23 protein-coding genes are annotated in these 20,763 nt (G+C 49.7%); 15 read left to right on the top strand and 8 right to left on the bottom strand.

What is annotated here, in order from left to right; translation table 11 throughout:
* Positions 1-83: 83 nt before the first annotated feature.
* The 5 genes from map to HHL17_RS19630 all read right to left on the bottom strand — a co-directional run bounded on the left by map (position 84) and on the right by HHL17_RS19630 (position 4,629).
* Complete coding sequence (gene map / locus HHL17_RS19610) at positions 84-842, bottom strand: type I methionyl aminopeptidase (RefSeq protein ID WP_169226497.1); 759 nt, start codon at positions 840-842, stop codon at positions 84-86.
* A 74-nt stretch (positions 843-916) separates the two neighbouring features.
* The gene (locus HHL17_RS19615; protein ID WP_169226498.1) at positions 917-1,459 is read right to left on the bottom strand and encodes an RNA 2'-phosphotransferase; all 543 of its coding nucleotides are present in this window, start codon (positions 1,457-1,459) and stop codon (positions 917-919) included.
* Complete coding sequence (locus HHL17_RS19620; RefSeq protein WP_169226499.1) at positions 1,459-2,007, bottom strand: NADAR family protein; 549 nt, start codon at positions 2,005-2,007, stop codon at positions 1,459-1,461. The genes HHL17_RS19615 and HHL17_RS19620 overlap by 1 nt, the downstream gene beginning before the upstream one ends.
* The gene (locus tag HHL17_RS19625; protein ID WP_169226500.1) at positions 1,997-2,848 is read right to left on the bottom strand and encodes a TIGR02452 family protein; all 852 of its coding nucleotides are present in this window, start codon (positions 2,846-2,848) and stop codon (positions 1,997-1,999) included. The genes HHL17_RS19620 and HHL17_RS19625 overlap by 11 nt, the downstream gene beginning before the upstream one ends.
* A 209-nt stretch (positions 2,849-3,057) precedes the next feature.
* Positions 3,058-4,629, bottom strand: a complete 1,572-nt coding sequence (locus HHL17_RS19630; RefSeq protein ID WP_169226501.1) for a c-type cytochrome — start codon at positions 4,627-4,629, stop codon at positions 3,058-3,060.
* Between the two features lie 106 nt (positions 4,630-4,735).
* On the opposite strand from HHL17_RS19630, the gene HHL17_RS19635 reads away from it, so the two are divergent.
* The 10 genes from HHL17_RS19635 (at position 4,736) to HHL17_RS19680 (ending at position 12,982) form a co-directional block, all read left to right on the top strand.
* Complete coding sequence (locus tag HHL17_RS19635) at positions 4,736-5,161, top strand: organic hydroperoxide resistance protein (protein ID WP_169226502.1); 426 nt, start codon at positions 4,736-4,738, stop codon at positions 5,159-5,161.
* Positions 5,162-5,171: 10 nt separating this feature from the next.
* Positions 5,172-5,849 (top strand): type 1 glutamine amidotransferase domain-containing protein, encoded by a 678-nt coding sequence (locus HHL17_RS19640; protein WP_169226503.1) that lies wholly within the window; start codon positions 5,172-5,174, stop codon positions 5,847-5,849.
* A gap of 24 nt (positions 5,850-5,873) precedes the next feature.
* Entirely contained in the window at positions 5,874-6,311 is a 438-nt protein-coding gene (locus HHL17_RS19645) for a MarR family winged helix-turn-helix transcriptional regulator (RefSeq protein ID WP_317166583.1), read from the top strand.
* A 108-nt stretch (positions 6,312-6,419) separates the two neighbouring features.
* Complete coding sequence (locus HHL17_RS19650) at positions 6,420-8,066, top strand: glycoside hydrolase family 28 protein (protein ID WP_169226505.1); 1,647 nt, start codon at positions 6,420-6,422, stop codon at positions 8,064-8,066.
* Between the two features lie 100 nt (positions 8,067-8,166).
* Positions 8,167-8,940, top strand: a complete 774-nt coding sequence (locus HHL17_RS19655) for a hypothetical protein (RefSeq protein ID WP_169226506.1) — start codon at positions 8,167-8,169, stop codon at positions 8,938-8,940.
* Between the two features lie 23 nt (positions 8,941-8,963).
* Complete coding sequence (locus tag HHL17_RS19660) at positions 8,964-9,455, top strand: MarR family winged helix-turn-helix transcriptional regulator (protein WP_206156098.1); 492 nt, start codon at positions 8,964-8,966, stop codon at positions 9,453-9,455.
* A gap of 187 nt (positions 9,456-9,642) precedes the next feature.
* The gene (locus HHL17_RS19665; protein ID WP_169226507.1) at positions 9,643-10,128 is read left to right on the top strand and encodes a GNAT family N-acetyltransferase; all 486 of its coding nucleotides are present in this window, start codon (positions 9,643-9,645) and stop codon (positions 10,126-10,128) included.
* 252 nt (positions 10,129-10,380) lie between these two features.
* Positions 10,381-11,175 (top strand): MlaE family ABC transporter permease, encoded by a 795-nt coding sequence (locus tag HHL17_RS19670; protein WP_169226508.1) that lies wholly within the window; start codon positions 10,381-10,383, stop codon positions 11,173-11,175.
* A gap of 1 nt (position 11,176) precedes the next feature.
* Complete coding sequence (locus HHL17_RS19675) at positions 11,177-11,950, top strand: ABC transporter ATP-binding protein (RefSeq protein ID WP_240975918.1); 774 nt, start codon at positions 11,177-11,179, stop codon at positions 11,948-11,950.
* Positions 11,951-11,953: 3 nt separating this feature from the next.
* Positions 11,954-12,982 (top strand): MlaD family protein, encoded by a 1,029-nt coding sequence (locus HHL17_RS19680; protein WP_169226509.1) that lies wholly within the window; start codon positions 11,954-11,956, stop codon positions 12,980-12,982.
* Between the two features lie 14 nt (positions 12,983-12,996).
* Here the strand turns inward: HHL17_RS19680 and HHL17_RS19685 are convergent, their stop codons facing one another.
* Positions 12,997-13,653 carry a YiiX family permuted papain-like enzyme gene (locus tag HHL17_RS19685; protein ID WP_169226510.1) on the bottom strand — a complete coding sequence of 219 codons (657 nt, stop codon included), beginning with the start codon at positions 13,651-13,653 and terminating at the stop codon, positions 12,997-12,999.
* 79 nt (positions 13,654-13,732) lie between these two features.
* Here HHL17_RS19685 and HHL17_RS19690 point away from each other — a divergent pair, with 79 nt between their 5' ends.
* Positions 13,733-14,128: a ribosomal maturation YjgA family protein gene (locus HHL17_RS19690; protein WP_169226511.1), complete on the top strand. Its 396-nt coding sequence runs from the start codon at positions 13,733-13,735 to the stop codon at positions 14,126-14,128.
* 64 nt (positions 14,129-14,192) lie between these two features.
* Here the strand turns inward: HHL17_RS19690 and HHL17_RS19695 are convergent, their stop codons facing one another.
* Positions 14,193-14,648 carry a YhcH/YjgK/YiaL family protein gene (locus HHL17_RS19695; RefSeq protein WP_169226512.1) on the bottom strand — a complete coding sequence of 152 codons (456 nt, stop codon included), beginning with the start codon at positions 14,646-14,648 and terminating at the stop codon, positions 14,193-14,195.
* Between the two features lie 56 nt (positions 14,649-14,704).
* Positions 14,705-15,475: a DeoR/GlpR family DNA-binding transcription regulator gene (locus HHL17_RS19700; protein WP_317166584.1), complete on the bottom strand. Its 771-nt coding sequence runs from the start codon at positions 15,473-15,475 to the stop codon at positions 14,705-14,707.
* 356 nt (positions 15,476-15,831) lie between these two features.
* Here HHL17_RS19700 and HHL17_RS19705 point away from each other — a divergent pair, with 356 nt between their 5' ends.
* From HHL17_RS19705 to HHL17_RS19720, 4 genes are all read left to right on the top strand, one after another.
* Positions 15,832-17,397 (top strand): glycerol-3-phosphate dehydrogenase/oxidase, encoded by a 1,566-nt coding sequence (locus tag HHL17_RS19705; RefSeq protein ID WP_240975919.1) that lies wholly within the window; start codon positions 15,832-15,834, stop codon positions 17,395-17,397.
* Positions 17,398-17,462: 65 nt separating this feature from the next.
* On the top strand, positions 17,463-18,956 hold the full coding sequence (glpK, locus tag HHL17_RS19710; RefSeq protein ID WP_169226515.1) for a glycerol kinase GlpK: 1,494 nt from the start codon (positions 17,463-17,465) through the stop codon (positions 18,954-18,956).
* A gap of 39 nt (positions 18,957-18,995) precedes the next feature.
* Positions 18,996-19,724 carry an MIP/aquaporin family protein gene (locus tag HHL17_RS19715; RefSeq protein ID WP_169226516.1) on the top strand — a complete coding sequence of 243 codons (729 nt, stop codon included), beginning with the start codon at positions 18,996-18,998 and terminating at the stop codon, positions 19,722-19,724.
* An 80-nt stretch (positions 19,725-19,804) separates the two neighbouring features.
* The gene (locus HHL17_RS19720) at positions 19,805-20,743 is read left to right on the top strand and encodes a glycerophosphodiester phosphodiesterase family protein (RefSeq protein ID WP_206156099.1); all 939 of its coding nucleotides are present in this window, start codon (positions 19,805-19,807) and stop codon (positions 20,741-20,743) included.
* Positions 20,744-20,763: the final 20 nt, after the last annotated feature.

The raw sequence follows: 20,763 nt of genomic DNA on the forward strand, positions 1-20,763 counted from the left end.
TTTGGAATTTGATCATTTAGATATTTAGATATTTGATTATTGAGGGGTTCCTTCAATAACCAAATATCTAAATACCAAAATATCTAAATTTCGTTATCTGCTGTGAGGATGATGGGGGCGCCATCCGTGATGACGATGGTATGTTCGTGCTGAGCCACAAATCCGCCTTTATTGCCGATAAGCGTCCAGCCATCATTAGCCTGGTTAGCATAGTTGGAGCGGGTGGAGATAAACGTTTCCACGGCCACTACACTGTTTTTACGGAAACGTTCCTTATTGCGTCTTTCGTAGCAGTTGAGAATATCTTCCGGGGGCTCATGCAGGCCTCTGCCTACACCATGGCCCGCGAGATTACGGATAACCGTAAAACCGGCTTTAGCGGCTTCCTTTTCTATCAGTTTTCCAATGTCAGCGATTTTTACGCCGCCACGGATCTGGCTGAGCGCTTTGTACAAGATATCGCGGGAAGCGTTGACCAGCGGCAGGTGCTGATGCAGGTCATTGCCTAATACAAACGAACCGCCATTATCTGCCCAGAATCCATCCAGCTCTGCAGACACGTCGATATTCACCAGATCACCTTCCTGCAGGATCTTGGTAGCATGAGGAATACCATGTGCTATTTCGTTGTTGATGCTGATGCAGGTCCATCCGGGAAAACCGTAGGTGAGCTTGGGTGCAGATTTAGCGCCATACCGCTGCAATACTTCCCCGCCAAATTCATCCACTTCTTTTGCAGACATACCGGGCCTGGCGTAGTTGCGCATTTCCTTCAACGTAACGGCCACTACTTCGCTGATCCTTTTCATTCCTTGTAATTCCGCTTCTGATGTAATTGACATAGCTGCTGTTTTTGGTCATAATAAAGGTAGCGAAAGCATCGCAAACCGTCAAAAGTGATGACGGTCGTCACCACTTAAAACGCAATATACTTCACTGGTACATGGTCCGTCAGCCACACATTGTTGGCCGACCGGAAAAAGGTAATGCCATCCCGGAACATCCGGCCACTATGGATGGTGAGTATCACCGGCAGGCCTCTGCGGGCGCCGACAGCGGTGGCCGTATCCTTTTGTTCAGAAAGGTGTACATGGTGACGGCTCATTTTGAGCAGTCCCTCCTGCCGGATCGCCTGCATGAATTTACCGACAGTGCCATGGTACAGATATTCCGGCGGAGTGGCCGTTTCAAGGTCCAGCGACACATTGATGGAATGTCCCTGGTTAGCCCGGATGCGGGTGTTGTCTTCATTCAGCGCAAAACGTTGTTTCTCGCACTCCGCAACCACTATCAGCAGTTCTTCCATGCTGAATCGCTGGCCTTTGCGGGCAGCTTTGCCCATCAGTTCCTGTACATCGGCCCAGCCCTGGTCATCCAGTTGCAGACCAATCGTTTCCGGGCTATGCCGGAGTACAAGGCTCATGAATTTGCTGATATTTTTTCTTCTTTTCTGGTCCATTATAATAATAGTTTATCCCTGACCGCCATCAGCGCATAACCCAGCAGGTTCTGGCCCTTCCAGCGCAGGGGGTTCTCCACGTGTTCGTTATCGGATTTCATACCGATGCCCCATATGGAATCTACCGGACTGGCTTCTACCAGTACACGGTCTTTGGTGTTCAATAAAAATGTTTTTAAGTCCGGATGCTGGGAAAATTTCAACAGGTTGCCAGCGATCACAATAGCAGATTTGTTTTCATCCCATACCACCGGATCGAATCGCTGCACCAATCTGCCAAGCTTCTTTGCTTCGGCGGGAGTTCTTGCTTTCAGGATGCGCTGAAGCGTTGCGTCGTCATTGAACAGACGCGCTTTTCCTGCCATCATCCAATGTTCTGCCGTGGGATAGGTAATACCGTTTTCCTTAAAAGGTGCTACCCACCACTGGCTAAAGCAGCTCTGGGTGACCGTTCCGTCGGCCGCAGGCTGATGCCCCCAGAAAAACAGGTACTTGATTTTATCTTTACGCTGATACTTTTCGATCAGCCATTGATTGTTATACGACATGGTTTGTTAGTTTGTTTTTAAATGTACGGATCGTGTCTTGCTTCTCTGTATTGTCGTACACGGCAAACACCACTTTTGAAAAGCGGTGACGGAAAGTGTCACTGTTCAATAGCGATGCAAACCATCCGGCCACTTCTTCTTTATCGTTACGGAATACGCCACAGCCCCAGGCGCCGAGTATCAGCGTAGTCTGTTGCTGTGCCACCGCTACAGACAACAGCTTCTCCATTCTGGCCAGCATCACTGGTTTGATACGACTGACATTTTCCGGTTCATTATCTTTCACGGCCCCTGCATTCACAGCTGGTGCTGTGATAACAGATACAGTGTAATAATCCTCCAGCAGCTGATCAGCATCGTTGCGGAATACCGGCACCAGCGGGGAATAGATCATATGGTCCGTATAGAGGCAGCTGCCGTTGTTCCTGTTGATCTGGTACATCCCGCTCTGTTGTTGCAGGCAGGTATACAAACCGCTGGCCCGCGACAGTGCTTCTTCCTGTGCATGGGCACCTTTGAGAAAGCCACCACCGGGATTTTTAGCGGAAGCAAAATTCAGGCAGCAAACGTTGGTTTGTTTCTCTTTCACGACCAATCGATAAGCAGCTGCATAGGTGCTTTCGCCTGTCACCTCAATACGACCTTCCTCTTGAGACGGTTGGTGGTCCCGCTGAAGATAAACCGTTTCAAAATCATCCGGGCGGTATAATACTGTGTTGTTGGCGGCATATTGCAGGGCGGGCTGAATGTTTATTGTTTTTCCGTGGGGATTAACATAACTGCCACTGGAAAGGATATCCAATGTTTCCCAGGCAATCTTTGCCCTTGTTTGTTTTTTCATACTATCATTGTTTATACACCAGGTGATTGAAAGCGCATCAATGGGGTACTGCTTCCTATGCTGATGTTTTGTTTACGTCATTCTGACGCAAAGTAAAACAATTTTATTTTACCAGACAACATTTTTTTCTTTTGGAGAGAATCGTACATAAAAAACCCGGCCTGATCAGGGCCGGGGCTGCAAAAATATACGTATAGTCTTTTACGTTGTCATTTGTCGGGAATAGTTGCGGGCATATCGCAACCACAGTCCATGCCGACGGGTTTTAACGCCTGTAACAGCCGAAGCATAGCGTCTATCCGTTTTGTATCAGGGTTACCTTCAATCAGCTTTGCAGCCTGCTTACGCAATAAAGAGTCATTCCGGCTTACATCCACAACATTCAAACTCTCCTCATCAGGAATTTGCACAAGTTTCATCCCCAGGGTTTTGAGCCACTTGTTAAACACATCTCGCTTGCTGACTTCCGGGGTGATGATTAGCTGCTGTGCCAGCTGTATACTGAAACCTGTTTTTGCAAAGAGTGTTTTACCTCCTGTTTCTCCCATCGCTACGATCCAAGCCTGCCTGTTTAATGGCAGGCGTATCTCATCTCCATAATCGAAAGAATAAGTGTCGGCCTTTCCGTCCAGCGGCGCTCCCTCGACGGTTACCCGTAATTCGGGTATCACCAGGAACAGTTGAACATCCTTCCGGTGAGCACCTTTAACGGTAACGGTTAAACGCGTTTTTCCAACGCCGGGCATATTTTTCAGCAGCATGTCAAGGTTATGCCAACCAAATGCGCTGATGACCATGTCATAGTAAACAGGATTATAATAACCGGGGACATTACGGGCATCATCATCTCCGGGTGTTTGGTTATACAAAGGTACATTTGATGGCGGCGTTCCCTTGAATAAAGTAGTATCCATTACCTGGTACAGCGCCTGATTTCTTTTAGCTAACAACGCTCCCCGGACCGCTAAATACTGCTGGCAGGTATCTCTTGCTTTCTGAACGCGGTAATAACCAGCCAGGTCTTTTTGTTTGCTTACCTGGTCTATATAAAGACAGATGCTTTCCAGATCATTGTCCGATAATGCCGGATACTTTGTCATGGCTGCCATGTTATAATCCACATATAAGCAACTGGCTTCAAGATCTCCACTGGCAATAACCGCTTCACTGTTGCGAATAAAAGCATACAGCCATTTCCAGTCGCGACGGGCAGTGACGTGCAACAAAGCCGGTCCTGTCAATCTCTTGTCGATACTATGGCAGCTATAACAATTCTGCTCGAGTAGCATCCTCCCCTTGTCAAACTGGTCCTGTATTTTCTGCTGAGGAAGCGGTTCCGGGTTCGTCCAGTTGATGTTGCCCTCTTCATCTGTTGATCCGGTATAATGCATCATGCCTTCCTGCCAGAAAGGAGTGGGCACTTCCACGCGTATCGGCTGCAGTATCAGGGCTGTGGCGTTACCAGCAGGGCGGATATTGATCATGCCGCCGCTACTGAGCAGTTGGTGATCGCTGACCGTTTGTATGCCGGAGGCCAGCATCTCTCCTACATCATATACTTCTGTTACTTCCAGCTGTACCTGATTGCCTTCTGCCCTGATGGCATTGGCCGGAATGTGGATGCGGGCGCCTTTGCCGGTAAGCAGGACCGTGTCCCGGTCAGTATTGACTGAAAAAAGCTCCGGCTGCGGTTTATCCGCATGCGGTATGCGTGGCTTGTCTGCCGTATTACAGGCATAGCAGCTCCATAGCAGGAGCATGGAAAGGAATAGTTTGGACATAGGGTTAAGGATAAATGATGGTTAAAAATAACATATTCATCTCCAGAAAAAAATATTTGGATTTAAATTGTACACAATTTAATTTTACACTATTAAAATTCAGCTCATGACGATTACAGAAACAATTTATACAGCGCAAGCAACCGCCACAGGCGGCAGGAACGGACGCGTCAGCACTTCTGACGGCGCACTGGACCTCGAAGTAAGGATGCCCACCTCCATGGGAGGCCATGGTGGCGCCTATACCAACCCGGAACAATTATTTGCCGCCGGTTATGCCGCCTGTTTTGACAGTGCCCTCAATCTGGTGATCCGGACACAACGGGTACAGACCGGCACGACCAGTGTTACCGCAGAAGTTAGTCTGGGTAAGAACAATACAGGCGGTTACGGGTTATCTGTAAAGCTGAGGGTACACATTCCGGGAACAGACCAGCAGGTGGCCCGGGAACTGGTGGAAAAAGCGCACCAGGTATGTCCCTATTCGCTGGCTATCCAGGGAAATATTTCCGTTGACCTTGAAGTGATTTAAACTGTTTCTTATGAAAGTATTAATTGTGCTTACCTCCCATGATGAATTGGGTAACACCGGGCAAAAAACCGGCTTCTGGATAGAAGAATTTGCCGCGCCTTATTACGCACTGGCAGATGCGGGGGCGGAAGTCACCATCGCATCGCCGAAGGGCGGGCAGCCTCCTATTGATCCGAAAAGCGCGCTTCCTGATTTTCAGACGCCCGCTACGCAACGGTTTAATGACGACCAGGCATTGCAAAACAAACTGGCGCATACAGCCAAACTCAATGAGGTAGCAGCTGACGATTACGACGCGGTGTTTTATCCCGGTGGCCATGGGCCGTTGTGGGACCTTGCCAATGACCCGGTGTCTATAGCGCTGATAGAAACGTTTTACAAGCAGAACAAGCCCGTGGCCTTCGTTTGCCATGCGCCGGGCGTGTTAAAGAAAGTCAAAGCACCTAACGGCGAGCCGTTGGTGAAAGGCAAGGAAGTAACAGGGTTCAGCAATACGGAGGAAGACGCCGTGCAGCTGACGAAGATCGTGCCTTTCCTGGTGGAAGATGAATTGAAAAAGAATGGTGGCATTTACAGCAAGGAAAAGGACTGGCATTCCTATGCCATCCGGGACGGCCTGTTGATCACCGGCCAGAACCCGGCGTCCTCCGAAGAAGTAGCCCGTATTTTACTGGAAACATTAGCGTAGTTTTGTGTTGTTAAATTGCGAACATTGAAACAGCTCAAATTCTCCAACCAACTTTGTTTTCCGATATACGCTTTATCGCGACTGATCACCTCCCATTATCAGCCATTCCTGGGTGAGCTGGACCTTACGTATCCACAATACCTGGTGATGTTGCTGCTATGGGAGCATCAGTCCATGAACGTAAAAACACTCGGAGAAACACTGATGCTGGATTCCGGTACGTTAACCCCGTTACTGAAACGACTGGAAGCCAAGAAGCTGATCAAGCGGGTACGCAGCAAAGAAGATGAGCGTGTGGTCAATATCCAGCTGACCGCACAGGGCACTGCGCTGGAGCAGCAGGCTGCTGAAACGCCGCTCCGTTTGGCCGACAGTCTGGGTATCACCGCAACCGAAGTACAAGAGATCAAAGATGCTATTACACCGTTGCTCTACCGGCTTAAGCCAGCACTGAAAGGGTAATCAGACCAACATTTCTTTCCCCAAAAACGTTCATCAACATTCTCTCCCCTCTCTCCAAAAAATGATTATTTTAGTGTAAAATGCAATCGTTTGCATAAAACCACGACAATGATGAACTACCCTACCGGTGAAGCTTCCGGCCTGACCCGCCGTGCCTGGCTTCAAAAGATTTCCATGCCTGCCCTGGCAGTTGCCGGGGCCACTGCTCTCCCATCCGTAGCCCTTGCTGCATCCGACGCCACAAAAGACCATCACGCCGGCATCCACGATGTAAGGCGGTACGGCGCCCGGGGTGATGGCAACGCCAATGACACCAAGGCTATTCAACGGGCTATTGACGAATGCCATCAGCAACGGGGCGGCATTGTATTGGTGCCCGCAGGAGACTTCCTGTGTGGCACACTGGAACTTAAAAGCAATGTGACGCTGCACCTCGCCGTTGGCGGGCGTATCCTGGGAAGTCCCCGCCGGGAAGACTACCAGGCGCCGGCCAGCATACCGCCCGGTAACGGCAATGTTGTCTTCATCTTTGCTGCCAATGCTGAAAATGTGCGTATTGAAGGCAGCGGCACCATCGACGGTGATGGCATTCATTTCAACAATGGCAAGGGAGACGGCACCGGTCCGGGCGGACAGAAAGGCGGTAATTTCGACCGGCCCCACCTCGTGGTTTTTTATCGTTGCCGCCATATCGGGGTACAGGATGCATTCTTCACCCGCAGTGCCTATCATTGCTTCCGTATTCTTGAGTGCCGGGAAGTGAACATCCGCGGTATTCGTATATACAATCGCGTTAACCGCAACAATGACGGGTTTCACTTCAACAGCAGTCAACACGTCCACATCTCCGATTGTGATGTGGCCTGTCAGGATGATGGCTGCGCACTGTTTGGCAGCAACCAGTTTGTTACCGTCACCAACTGCACGTTCAGCACGCGTTGGTCTATCTTCCGCTTTGGCAGCGGCGAAGCGAAAAACATCACCATATCCAACTGTATCATTTACGACACATACGGTTGCCCTGTTAAGATTGGCGCAGGCAAATCGAAAATAGAGAACCTCCTCTTCAGCAACATTGTGATGGAGAACGTCACCGGCCCTGTGGGCATAGGTTTTAATGCCGGCAACAATAGTGATACGTTTGTCCGCAATATTGCATTCAGTAACATCCGGGCATCGCTGGTCACTAAGCCGGTGAATCACCCGGATATTCCCTTTGATGTAAAACCCTTTGAAGGAGAGCAGTACAGCTGTATCACCCTCAATGGCGTTGGCAACAGCTACCTGGAAAATATCAGTTTTACTGATGTGCAGGTAATCGCCGCCGGTGGAGGCACCGCTGCCATGGCAGCTAAGGAAGTACCTGCCGTTTCCGTTGAATATTTTGGGGTATGGGGCACCGCTCCTGCCGGCGCCGCAGCTTACGGATTGTACGCGCGGAATGTAAAGGGGCTCACGTTGCAAAATGTACGGCTAACCTACCGGGAAGCGGACCTGCGTCCTGCATTGGTATTGGACAATGTTTCCGATGCATCTGTTCAGGCGTTGAACATACAAGGGCATCCCGATGCTACCGCCCTGCGGTTCATCAACAGCCGGGATGTATTATTTACTGCCACCCGGTTGTTGTCTGCCGCCCATACATTTTTACAGGTAGAAGGAGATCAGAGTGCCAACATTATTATGGAAGGTGGTGATCATAGTAAAGCGCAACGGGTATTACAAGGTAATATACAGGCAGTGCAAATAAAATAACATTGGGCACAGGCAGTTTTTTCATAATATTTTTACGTATTTTGTTGTTAATAACAAGTACGTACATCCTATTTGTCCACCTAACGCTTCCAATGAACAGATGCAACAGAAACAAGTTCCGTTGTCTGCTGCCGACGCTCAACTGCTGAAAGACCTGGAGATTATCCCGGGCACGTATGAAAAAACTGTCTGTAGCGGGCATCTGGTGAGATTGGAACTCGCCGAAAACCATACCCTTCGTTATTATTTTGAAGATGGCCAGTTCGTACAGGCCTTCCCGTTGTTGTCCATGCATGGTACTGCTGTCTTACCGCAGTTGACGCAGGCAACCGGATTGATACACCAGCCGGTGCGGCTGGAAACGGTCCGCAGCGGGGAACGTACCTGGTTACTGCCTGACGTGTTGTATGAAGCACATCCTGAGGTATCACAGGAGCAACCGGTGCTGACTGCCGCCCGTTCTTCTTTGCTGAAAGACACCGGTCTTGTAGCGCTGGTTTTTGCCATTATTCTTTCCGTACTGTTTTATGTGATCGGTATGCCGGACCACTTCAGCACACCTGCAGTGCTGCTGGGATGGACACCGCCTGCCATCGTCGTGGGCGCCGGCTTGTGTTTTATGATCAGGAGATACCAGCATTATCTCAAAAGCATTACACACAGGGCCATTATCCGGGGCATTGTAACCGAAAGGCTGCAGGGAGAGATTAACGGTCAGGCCTATACGTGGTACCGTATCGGTGCACAGGCATTTTACAGCATACAGACTTTGCCTGCCGCACCCGGGCAATCGCTGCAGGTGACGATTGTTACCGCGAAAGACGGCTCCCGGTCATTCCGCTTCCATACACAACAAGATTCTGTGGCTATTTAAAAGCGACTGCTTATTTTCGCGGTATGATTAATGCGATCGATCAATCCGGCATATTAGCTATTTCCACGCGCCTGCAACGCCTGGGCGAGCTGTTGCGCAAAGACGGCCAGCAAATCTACAAAGCCCATGGCATTGACTTTGAGCCTAAATGGTTTCCCGTGGTGTACAGTCTCCATGCCAATGAAGTACTGAGCGTAGTGGAAATTGCGCATGAAATCGGCTACACCCACCCTTCCACCATCAGCCTGCTGAAAGAACTGGAAGCCCAAAAACTGGTGCGCTCCCGGAAAGATAAGACCGACACGCGTAAACGCCTGATCAGCCTCACCGAAAAAGGCCAGCAGCTGGTGACAGAAATGAAACCTGTCTGGGAGCTGATCACAGCTGCCCTCACCGATCTGACCAATACCTCCAATAATATTATGCATGCCATCAATGAAGTAGAAGCCCGTTTCCGGGAGAAAAGCTTTTTTGAACGGGCGGAGGAAATTCATCGTCATCAGTCCCAGGGCTGAAGCCCTGGGCTACGATTTGTTTAGGGAACACGTTCCTTCGGCTTTTATATTAAATGACGCCCCTTTGTTGTTTCCTCCCGGCCTTCATTGCCATCTCTTATTCAGGTTTAAACCCTATACCACACCCTTTCCGTAATTTTTTTCAATTTATGTAGTCAACTACATATCTTTGTAAAAAAGTAATCACATGGCAATTACCTATAGACCAATTGGCAATGATTATTCCGAAGAGGTAATCAATCTGATCCTGCCGATACAGCAGGAGGAATTTAATGTACAAATAGACCTGTCACAGCAGCAGGACCTGCTGGACATCGAGCAGTACTACCATCAGAACGGTGGTGGCTTCTGGGGTGCATTTGACGGCGACAGGCTGGTGGGCACTATTGCGCTTGTTGCTTATGCGGCCGATGGAGGCGCGCTCCGCAAAATGTTTGTCCGCAAGGAATACCGGGGGAAGGAATACGGCATCGCCACCGCGTTGCTGGACACGTTGCTTGGGTACGCCGCTACCCGCGGCATCCGGGACATTTACCTTGGCACAGTGAATTTCCTTCACGCCGCCCGCCGCTTTTATGAGAAAAAAGGATTTGACCAGGTAGCGGTTGATCAGTTGCCCAACGCTTTCCCGAGGATGATGGTAGACGATGTGTTTTACCATTACCACAGTTAGTTTTTTCAGCAGCAGACAGAGGAGCCATTGCCTTTGTCTGCTGCTTCTTTCCGGCAAATAGCGGAAAAAAATCCACAAACGTATAATGTTGCCCGTTACCCCCTCTCCCTGCTCCACTGCCCGTTTCCACCCATTTATGACGCTATGGGCCTGAAAATATGTGTATTAAGTTGTGGCCGGAATAACAAAAAAGACCGTTTTTTGTAATATTATTGGGCTCAGATTTAGTTTCATGTAGTTAAAAATCGGCAAATGGATTCCAGCAACGGACAACCAGAAAAACCAGTCATATCACCCGGAGTTGATCGCTTTTTCATCAACGTACATACCACCTTTCTTTTCGTAGCCCGGTTCTTTCGGGAACTATTCAGGTTCCCCTTTGAAACCCGGGAATTTATACGGCAATGTTATATGGTTGGTTATAAATCACTGGCGCTCATTAGCTTAACAGGATTTATCACCGGATTGGTGTTCACCAAACAATCAAGGCCATCCTTGTCAGAATTTGGCGCCACCTCCTGGCTTCCTTCACTGATAGCGATAGCCGTGATAAGGGCGCTGGCACCGCTGGTGACCGCACTGATATGCGCCGGCAAGGTTGGTTCCAGTATTGGTGCTGAATTAGGGTCCATGCGTGTAACGGAACAGATTGATGCCATGGAGGTATCCGCCATCAATCCGTTCAAATACCTGGTGGTGACACGCGTACTGGCTACCACCGTATGTTTGCCGATCCTCATGGCCTACACCGCTTTGGTAGGTCTTTTAGGTTCTTATCTTGATGTGCATGTAAACGAACAGACCAGCATCACCTTCTTTTTTCTGAAGGCTTTCAGTGACATCACCTTCCTCGACCTGTTCGCCTCCACCTTTAAAGCCATGGCATATGGTTTTACGATTGGCATCGTTAGCTGTTACCAGGGATACAATGCCTCTCAGGGTACACAGGGCGTAGGTAAAGCCGCTAATATCTCGGTGGTGATTTCCATGTTCCTGATATTTATAGAAGAAGTAATCATTGTTCAGGTAGTAAATTCAATCAGGTAGGATGAAACAACGTAACCCGGAAATAGACATGAACGACGTCGTGATTTCGATCAGGGACCTTTACAAGTCCTTCGGTTCCAATCATGTGTTGCGGGGTATCAATTTAGACGTTCACAAAGGCGAAAACGTAGTGGTGCTGGGACGTTCCGGCACCGGTAAGTCCGTTTTGATCAAAATCATTGTAGGCTTGCTGTACCCGGATGCCGGAACCGTCAACGTACTGGGAAAAGACGTCAGCGCCCTGACAGAAGCAGACCTGCGCGAGCTGCGCATGCAGGTAGGTTTCTCCTTCCAGAGCGCCGCCCTTTATGATAGTATGACCGTTGGTGAAAACCTGGCCTTTCCCTTGCGCCGTAATAATAAACAAATCAGCAACGACCAGGTACGCCGGATGGTAGACATTGTACTGGACGCCGTTGGGCTGTCGCAGGCCATCAACCAGCTGCCTGCTGAACTCTCCGGTGGACAGCGCAAACGTATCGGCATTGCGCGGACACTCATCCTGAAACCACAGATCATGCTGTATGATGAGCCGACTGCCGGCCTGGACCCTATCACCTGCATAGAAATCAATAACCTCATCAACGAAGTACAACGCCGGTTCAATACCAGTTCCATTATCATTACCCATGACCTGACCTGCGCCAAGGAAACCGGCGACAGCATTGCGGTAATGCAGGAAGGGCAGTTTGTGGCCCAGGGTTCCTTCGATGACGTATTCCGGAAAGAAAATGATCTTATCCAAAGTTTTTATCAATACAACTTCATACAGTAAGCTATGATTAAAGAAAGCAACAAACGAACAGTAACAGTAGGTATCTTCATTTTTGTTGGACTGGTCATTTTTACTGTAGGGATACTGTTCCTCGGCGGACAGCGCAAGGCTTTTGTATCCTCTATCCGTGTTAAAGCCATGTTTCATGATATCAACGGCCTGGCCCCCGGCAACAACGTCTGGTATTCCGGCGTGAAGGTTGGTACCGTTAAAAAGATCACGTTTGTACAACACGATGTGATCGAAGTGGTGATGAATATAGAAAGAAGTTCCCGTCAGTTTATCCATAAAGATGTGAAAGCCAAAGTTGGCTCTGACGGCCTGGTAGGCAACAAAATTGTTGTATTGTCCGGTGGTACCGAAACCGTGCCGGCGATAGACAATAACGACGTGATCGTGGCCGAAGCAGCTTTAAGCCCGGACAATATCATGGCTACCCTGCAGGTCAACAATGAAAACCTGGTAGAGATCACCGGCAACCTGAAAACGATCACCAAACATATTGCAGAAGGACAAGGCACTATCGGTAAACTGCTGAAAGACGATTCTGTGTACACCAATGTACAGGCTACGCTGAACAACCTGAAAATCACTGCCGCCAACACCCAGCGCCTGACAGACAGACTGGCTGATTACGCCGGCAAGTTACAGTCCAAAGGCTCCCTGACCAATAACCTTATTACCGACACAGTAGTATTCAGCCGCCTGCGTTCTACCGTAACCGAGATGGAAGCTGCCGCCCAGAAAGCGAATGGCATGGTAGCCGATCTGAAGAAAGCCAGCGAGTCCGTAAGTCAAAATCTTACCAGTGACCAGTCGCCCGCCGGTGTATTGTTACACGATCAGGAGTCAGCCGCTGCCCTGAAGAAAATCATTACTAACCTGGAATCCAGTTCATCCAAACTGGACCAAAATATGGAAGCGTTGAAACACAACTTCCTCTTGAGAGGATATTTCAGAAAACAGGCCAAGCGTGAGAAAAAAGAGCAGGCCGAAAAGGAGAAAGCATTAAACCAGGTGCAGGGCCAATAAGCCCCTGCACCTTTTTATTTTTCCTCCACCGTTTTGAGCAACGGAGAATTAAACATACTTACCGGAGAGATGATCTGTTCAGTCATTGGGATATTATTACCGTAGATCTGTTTCATCTGTTCTTTTACCGCGGGGCTGTTCAGGTCAAAGTCTTTCAACTGCTCCAGTTTACCCAGTTCCAGCCCGGTAGACTCCTTATAAATCTTCCAGACCAGTTCAGAACAATAGATACGTTCATCTGACCAGCCGAAATAAAAATCGTAATTCTTCCCGTTATACTTTTTACCGGCGTCCACCATCTTTTGCACGGTGGTTTGCGTGACAACGCTGTCTGCGTTTTTCAGCCGCTTAATAACATAATGTCCTTTGCGCCCACGGTTAATCCATTGTTGCAGCGGCGTGTAGCGCACCGGTTGCAGTGCTTCGTACACATATAATTCCCCGTCTTTCGGAAGAATGATACCGCAGTGGCTGTACTTTGAATGGGTGGCCAGTTTAATGGCCGTACTGAGATCGGACATGGACTCCTGAAAGATCACGTCTCCGGCCTGTGCTGCCGGTGATTGTTGGACGGACTTCTTTACCGGCATCCCGGTGAGGTACAGTGCACCACCGATCATTGCCGCCAGTGGCAATGCGGTGAACAATGCTATTTTTTTCAAGCTGGCCATATGTTTGGGATTAATGGTAATCGTTTATTTTGTAATGATAAAACTTTTATAGCAATATTTGCCGTCGTATTTTTAGCGCATGAAAGCAAAGAAGCGCTGGCTGTATTTTGTACTGATCATGTTGAATATCCCCCTTGGATTAGCCACCAGATGGGCCCCACAGTACTTCCCTACCCTTGTCCGCATTTATGGCGGTGATGTTTTTTCCGCCACCTGTATTTTTTTCGGCATCCGTTTTTTGTATCCGTTGAAGTCAATGGCAAAAGTTTCCCTGATCAGTTTCCTGGTGTGTATTGCCATTGAAGTGCAGCAGCTGTATCAGGCCGAGTGGGCAGTGAAGCTGCGTAATACGCCGCTGGGCATTTTGCTGGGGCATGGCTTTTTGTGGAGTGATTGCGTGTGTTATGCGGTGGGAACAGTGATGGCGGCATTGTTGGCACTTTTACTCGAACGCCTTTTTCATTTGGATATTTAGTCATTTGGATATTTTAATATTTCGGAGGTTCCCAAATATCAAAATATCCAAATAATCAAATTATTCAATAAACGGCCAGTTTGATCACCACTTTCTTCACAGCTGCAGGCTGGTCGATCCGGAGATTGGGCATATGCAGGTCTGTGGGAAAGAAGATGGCAAAATGTTGTTGATCGAGGCGGGTGAAGAATGCCGGCTTTTCAGCGAACAGCATATAATCTTCCGCTTCGCTGTATGCTTTGGAAGGTGTTTGTTGTTGCAGGAAATCATGCCCGATCAGTTCTGCGCCCTTCACGATATATTGTATATCGATGTATTTTTTATGCGCTTCCATTTGTTCACCTGAAGGATCTACGGTATCATATTCATTCACGATGGCGAATAGGTTGGTACCGTCTATTTCATATTTTCCTTTTTCCAGTGTCAGGAAATCCGTCTGTGCGAGGTATTCGAAAGCCTTGACAAATCTGGGGCCCAGGCAGTGATAGCGATGGGCGTTGGTGAGGGTGTCGAGAATCATGTGCTGATAAAATAAAGATAGATGAGCCGTAAAGATATTTAAAAACACGAAAGTGTTTATACTATCGTTACTTTAATGCCCATGTCTTCCATGGCTTTCACCAGGTGTGGAGAAATGGCGGTGTCGGTGATCACTTCATCCACGTCTTCCAGGCCGCAGATACGGCCGAAGCCTCTTTTGCCGAATTTAGTGGAGTCCGCCAGTACGATAATTTTCTGTACAGTGGCGATCATCTTCTGATTGAGATGTGCTTCCATGATGTTGGAAGTAGTGAGACCAAATTCGAGGTCGATGCCATCTACCCCCAGAAACAGTTTACTACAGGAGAAGTCTTCCAATATTTTTTCCGCATAGGGACCGGTCACCGATGAAGAGCTGGTACGCAGCTGGCCGCCGAGTTGTATCACCTCTACATCAGGGATGCGGATCAGTTCCAGGGCAACGTTAAGTGCGCCGGTGATCACCGTCAGATGTCCTTTGGGATGGATATTTTTAGCCAGTGCCAGTACGGAGGTACCGGATGCGATGATGATGGCATCGTTTGGCGCTATCAATGCCGCCGCTGCCAGGCCTATGTTGTTTTTTTCTTCGCTGCGCAGTTTCTCCTTTTCATTCACCGGTTTATCGTTGGTGTAAGGATTGTTGACGGAAGCGCCACCATGCGAGCGGAACAACAATGCTTTATCTTCCAGCAGTTTCAGGTCTTTACGTATAGTCACTCCCGATACATCGAGCTCTTTACAGAGGTCGACCACATTCACATATCCTTTTTCTGCCAGTTTATCCAGTATAAACTTATGACGTTCAGCTATATTGATCATAGACATATCACATAAAAATAACGTATTAAAACCTATTGGCAAGTTTTTTCCGGCGGGCTTTTCCGCAGAGATACTTATGCAGTATAAGGCTTAAAACGGCAGATCTATTTCGATCTATTTTCTATTATTACACTTTCATCCAGTAAAAGTTTCATTTGGAAGAAATTGAAAAGCCCGCCATTGCTCACAACCATTTTCCCTTTCATCCAAAAAATATTTCACTTTCTCGTTTATTTTTCTATTTTGGTTTCGAATTGTTTTATTTTCTTTTATTTTACACTCAAATATAACAATTTGAAAGTAATTAAAAGGAACATTATAATCATATGAACAGACCGGAATCAATCAAAAGCCTCCGATCCATGCCCACCCGTACCTGGGACATGATCATTATAGGAGGAGGAGCCACAGGCCTGGGAATAGCTATGGACGCCGCTTCCAGAGGATATAAAACCCTCCTGCTGGAACAGGCGGACTTCGCCAAAGGAACTTCCAGTCGTGCCACCAAGCTGGTACATGGCGGCGTAAGATACCTGGCACAAGGCGATGTGGCACTGGTGAGAGAAGCATTATATGAAAGGGGGTTATTACTCAACAACGCCCCTCACCTGGCACATAACCAGCAGTTTATCATTCCACATTACTCCTGGTGGCAGGGTCCTTTTTACACCATCGGTCTTAAAGTATATGACCTGCTCGCCGGCCGGTTAAGCCTGGGCAAGTCCAAACACATTGGTAAAAATGAAGTCACCCACCGGCTGCCTACTATACAAGCCGATGGACTGAAAGGCGGCATCGTGTATCACGACGGACAGTTCGACGACGCCCGCCTGGCGGTCAACATTGCGCAAACAGCCGTTGAGAATGGTGCCGTACTGCTCAACTACTGCAAAGTAGACGGTCTGCTGAAAGAGAATGGTAAAGTAAGCGGCGTTACCGCCACCGACCTGGAAAGCGGCGAATCCTTCCGGCTGGCCGCCCGCACCGTCATCAATGCTACCGGCGTATTTGTAGACGAGATCCTGCAACTGGACAATCCCGGCGCCCGTCCGATGGTACGTCCCAGTCAGGGCGTGCACCTGGTGCTCGACTCTTCTTTCCTGCAAAGCAGCAGCGCCATCATGATTCCTAAAACCTCCGATGGCCGTGTACTCTTTGCCGTGCCCTGGCACAACAAAGTATTGCTGGGCACCACCGATACCCCGCTGGAATCACACAGCATGGAGCCGGTTGCGCTGGAGCAGGAAATAGATTTCATTCTCGCCACCGCCGCACAATACCTCACGCGCACGCCTACACGCTCCGACGTGCTCAGCGTATTTGCAGGACTGCGCCCGCTGGCAGCGCCACAGAAAGACACCAACAGCACCAAGGAGATTTCCCGCAGCCACAAGATCATCGTAGCGCCCTCCGGCCTCATTACCATCACCGGCGGTAAATGGACCACCTTCCGCAAAATGGCTGAAGACACGGTGGACGAGGCTATCCGTCGGGGTACCATTACACCGGCCAAATGCAACACCAAAGGTTTACGTATCCATGGGTATCAGAAACAGCCTATGGCCCAGGTACCGCTGGACGTATACGGCAGCGATGCCGCACAGGTACAGGCGCTGGCCGCCATGCGACCGGAATTCGCCAAAACGCTGCACCCACGGCTGCCTTATATCAAAGCACAGGTGATATGGGCTGTGAGACAGGAAATGGCACGCACCGTAGAAGACACCCTGGCCAGAAGGACAAGGGCGCTGTTCCTCGATGCACAGGCAGCCATTGACATGGCCCCGGAAGTAGCCGCCCTGATGGCCGCAGAACTGGGCAAGGACGAAGCATGGCAACAACAACAGGTAAACGCCTTTATTGCAGTGGCACAAAACTACCTGCTGAAAAATGTCCGTACACGTGAACAACTGCCGGTCGGTGCTTAATGCCAACAACTGCATTCCACCATCAACAATAGCGAACTAAATTATCCACGCAGAAAAAGAAAAACATGACCAAATACGTAATGGCGCTGGATCAGGGTACTACCAGCTCACGAGCCATCATCTTTGACAAGACAGGAGCCATTGTTTCTGTAGCGCAGAAAGAATTCACGCAGCTGTTTCCCGCACCAGGATGGGTAGAACACGACCCTGCTGAAATATGGAGCAGCCAGATAGGCGTAGCCACAGAAGCCATGGCCAAAGTAGGCCTCGAAGGCGGTAATATTGCCGCTATCGGCATTACCAACCAACGGGAGACCACCATTGTATGGGACCGTGAGACCGGCAGGCCCGTGCATAATGCCATCGTATGGCAGGACCGCCGCACTGCTGCGTTCTGCGACAACCTCAAAGCCAGCGGCAAAGAAGAACTGATCAGGACCAAAACAGGTCTCGTTATAGATGCCTACTTCTCCGGCACCAAAGTGAAATGGATACTTGACAATGTGAGTGGTGCACGCGAAAGAGCCGCTCAGGGCAAACTGGCCTTTGGCACCGTAGATGCCTGGCTGGTATGGAACCTCACCCACGGCGCCGTACATGCCACCGATATCACCAATGCCTCCCGTACCATGCTGTTCAACATCCACACGCAAACATGGGATGAAGAACTGCTGGCACTGCTGGACATCCCGGCTTCCATGCTGCCGGATGTAAAGGAGTCCAGCGAAGTATGCGGCCACACCGCTCCCGGCGTTTTCGCTGAACAGATACCTATTTCCGGTATTGCCGGCGACCAGCATGCCGCCTTATTCGGCCAGATGTGTACCGAACCGGGCATGGTTAAAAATACTTATGGCACCGGTTGTTTCATGCTGATGAACATCGGTCCGAAGCCTATCCTCAGCAAAAACAACCTCCTGACCACCGTAGCCTGGAAAGTGAATGGTGAAACACATTACGCCCTTGAAGGCAGCATCTTCATTGCCGGCGCTATTGTGCAATGGCTGCGTGACGGCCTGGGCATCATCCGTTCCTCTTCCGAAGTAGAAGCGCTGGCAGCCAAAGCCGTGCAGAATGACGGCGTGTACCTGGTGCCTGCCTTCGCCGGACTGGGCGCGCCTTACTGGGACCAGCATGCCCGTGGCACGCTCGTAGGCATGACCCGCGGCACCAATGCCTCCCACATCGCCCGGGCAGCACTCGAAAGCATCGCCTATCAGACCATGGACGTACTCAAAGCCATGGAAGCCGATGCTGGCATCAGCATACAGGAATTGCGCGTAGACGGCGGCGCCACGGGCAACAACCTGCTTATGCAGTTCCAGGCCGATATCCTGCAGGCAAAAGTAGTCCGTCCAGGCATCACCGAAACCACCGCCCTGGGGGCCGCCTACCTCGCAGGACTGGCCACCGGTTACTGGCAGAACCTGGAAGATATCCGCAGTCAGTGGCAGATGGAGAAAACCTTTACGCCAGATCCGGAACAACAACAACGGGAAACCTGGATCAGTGGCTGGCACAAGGCCGTAGATGCCGCCAGGCACTGGGCACAACAGTAATTATCAACCAAATATAAAACCAACAAATCACCAATCTCTATGTCTCCGATTTTAGCAGAATTTATAGGCACCGCATTACTGCTCCTGCTGGGCAATGGCGTAGTCGCCAATGTGGTGCTCAACAAAACCAAGGGCAACAGTGGCGGATGGATTGTTATTACCACCGGCTGGGCACTGGCCGTATATGTAGGCGTAGTAGTAGCCGGCCCATACAGCGGCGCGCACCTCAATCCGGCCGTGACCGTAGCACTGGCCGCCGCCGGCAAATTCAACTGGGCGGAAGTGCCCATGTTTGCCATTGCGCAACTGGCAGGCGCCATGCTGGGCACCTCCCTCGTATGGTACAATTACAAGGACCACCTGGATGCCACGCCCGATAACGGCCTGCAACGTGCCTGCTTCTGCACGGAGCCGGCTATACGTAAACCGCTGCGCAACTTTATCTGCGAAGTGACCGGCACATTCGTACTGTTGTTTACCATCTTCTATTTTACCGGTGCAGAAGTAAGTACCGATAAAACGCCTGTAGGACTGGGTTCCCTCGGCGCCGTGCCGGTAGCGTTTCTCGTGTGGGCCATCGGTCTTTCCCTTGGCGGCACCACCGGTTATGCCATCAATCCGGCCAGAGACCTGGGCCCGCGTATCATGCACGCCATCCTGCCGATGAACGGCAAAGGACATAGCGACTGGAGCTATGCCTGGATACCAGTTGCCGGTCCGCTGGCTGGCGGCGTACTCGCCGCAGCCCTATACCTGCTGTTGAAATAAAAATCGTCTTTAGTAACCATAATGGATATGCGAACACACGTTTGAAAAAAATGATTACAACCTGTAACAATTCATCAACAATGAAAAAACAAATGAATGCCCGGCTGATGGCCTGTGCCATGGCAGCTGCCGCCACTGTTTTTACCGCTTGTAAAACATCAAAGTCTACTACCACTGTACAGCACAAAGACCTGCCTTCTTTCTTTAAAGTCGGCCACCGCGGTACCCGGGGACTGATGCCGGAAAACACCATCCCGGCCATGTATAAAGGTATTGAGACTGGCGCCAACACTATTGAATTTGATGTACACATCACCAAAGACGGCCAGGTAGTGGTATATCACGATGCCTCCTTCACGCCATCTTACACCACTATGCCGGATGGCAAAGACATCACCCCCGCAGAACGCAACAAGTACATTTTCTACCAGATGAACTATGCCGATATCCGTCGTTTTATCATCGGGGAAAAACCGTACCCGGCTTTCCCGGAGCAGGAACGCCTCCGCTCCTACGCGCCACTGCTGGGAGAGATGATCGACTCCGTAGAGAACTATACGAAGAAAAATCACCTGCCTCCGGTTTATTACCTGCTGGAAGTAAAGTCTTCCGAAAAAACAGATGGCACCGAACAGCCTTCTCCGGAAGAATACATGAAGATCATGATGGCCGTAAAACAACTGAAACCACTGGGCAACCGCCTGCTGATCCAGTCTTTCGATATGCGCCCGCTGCAGGTGCTGCATAAAACGCATCCGCATATCAGACTGGGTTTCCTCACCGGCGACAAACACGTAACGTTTGAACAGAACATGCAACAGCTGGGCTTTACACCAACCTTCTACAACCCTGCTTATCCACTGGTAACACCGGAATTGATAAAAAAATGTCATGACCAACATATGCTGATTGTTCCCTGGACAGTGCAGGAGCCTACAGAAATGAAACAATTAAAAGCCATGGGCGTAGACGGTATCATTACAGATTATCCCAACAGGCTGGAACAAGCGATCAAATAATATCAACCAAAAAAAACACA

The organism is Chitinophaga fulva (assembly GCF_012927205.1).
Lineage (GTDB): Bacteria > Bacteroidota > Bacteroidia > Chitinophagales > Chitinophagaceae > Chitinophaga > Chitinophaga fulva.

Coding starts and splice junctions, on each gene's coding strand:
- map (WP_169226497.1), bottom strand. CDS start 842: ATGTCAATTACATCAGAAGCGGAATTACAAGGAATGAAAAGGATCAGC.
- HHL17_RS19615 (WP_169226498.1), bottom strand. CDS start 1,459: ATGGACCAGAAAAGAAGAAAAAATATCAGCAAATTCATGAGCCTTGTA.
- HHL17_RS19620 (WP_169226499.1), bottom strand. CDS start 2,007: ATGTCGTATAACAATCAATGGCTGATCGAAAAGTATCAGCGTAAAGAT.
- HHL17_RS19625 (WP_169226500.1), bottom strand. CDS start 2,848: ATGAAAAAACAAACAAGGGCAAAGATTGCCTGGGAAACATTGGATATC.
- HHL17_RS19630 (WP_169226501.1), bottom strand. CDS start 4,629: ATGTCCAAACTATTCCTTTCCATGCTCCTGCTATGGAGCTGCTATGCC.
- HHL17_RS19635 (WP_169226502.1), top strand. CDS start 4,736: ATGACGATTACAGAAACAATTTATACAGCGCAAGCAACCGCCACAGGC.
- HHL17_RS19640 (WP_169226503.1), top strand. CDS start 5,172: ATGAAAGTATTAATTGTGCTTACCTCCCATGATGAATTGGGTAACACC.
- HHL17_RS19650 (WP_169226505.1), top strand. CDS start 6,420: ATGATGAACTACCCTACCGGTGAAGCTTCCGGCCTGACCCGCCGTGCC.
- HHL17_RS19655 (WP_169226506.1), top strand. CDS start 8,167: ATGCAACAGAAACAAGTTCCGTTGTCTGCTGCCGACGCTCAACTGCTG.
- HHL17_RS19660 (WP_206156098.1), top strand. CDS start 8,964: ATGATTAATGCGATCGATCAATCCGGCATATTAGCTATTTCCACGCGC.
- HHL17_RS19665 (WP_169226507.1), top strand. CDS start 9,643: ATGGCAATTACCTATAGACCAATTGGCAATGATTATTCCGAAGAGGTA.
- HHL17_RS19670 (WP_169226508.1), top strand. CDS start 10,381: ATGGATTCCAGCAACGGACAACCAGAAAAACCAGTCATATCACCCGGA.
- HHL17_RS19675 (WP_240975918.1), top strand. CDS start 11,177: ATGAAACAACGTAACCCGGAAATAGACATGAACGACGTCGTGATTTCG.
- HHL17_RS19680 (WP_169226509.1), top strand. CDS start 11,954: ATGATTAAAGAAAGCAACAAACGAACAGTAACAGTAGGTATCTTCATT.
- HHL17_RS19685 (WP_169226510.1), bottom strand. CDS start 13,653: ATGGCCAGCTTGAAAAAAATAGCATTGTTCACCGCATTGCCACTGGCG.
- HHL17_RS19690 (WP_169226511.1), top strand. CDS start 13,733: ATGAAAGCAAAGAAGCGCTGGCTGTATTTTGTACTGATCATGTTGAAT.
- HHL17_RS19695 (WP_169226512.1), bottom strand. CDS start 14,648: ATGATTCTCGACACCCTCACCAACGCCCATCGCTATCACTGCCTGGGC.
- HHL17_RS19700 (WP_317166584.1), bottom strand. CDS start 15,475: ATGTCTATGATCAATATAGCTGAACGTCATAAGTTTATACTGGATAAA.
- HHL17_RS19705 (WP_240975919.1), top strand. CDS start 15,832: ATGCCCACCCGTACCTGGGACATGATCATTATAGGAGGAGGAGCCACA.
- glpK (WP_169226515.1), top strand. CDS start 17,463: ATGACCAAATACGTAATGGCGCTGGATCAGGGTACTACCAGCTCACGA.
- HHL17_RS19715 (WP_169226516.1), top strand. CDS start 18,996: ATGTCTCCGATTTTAGCAGAATTTATAGGCACCGCATTACTGCTCCTG.
- HHL17_RS19720 (WP_206156099.1), top strand. CDS start 19,805: ATGAAAAAACAAATGAATGCCCGGCTGATGGCCTGTGCCATGGCAGCT.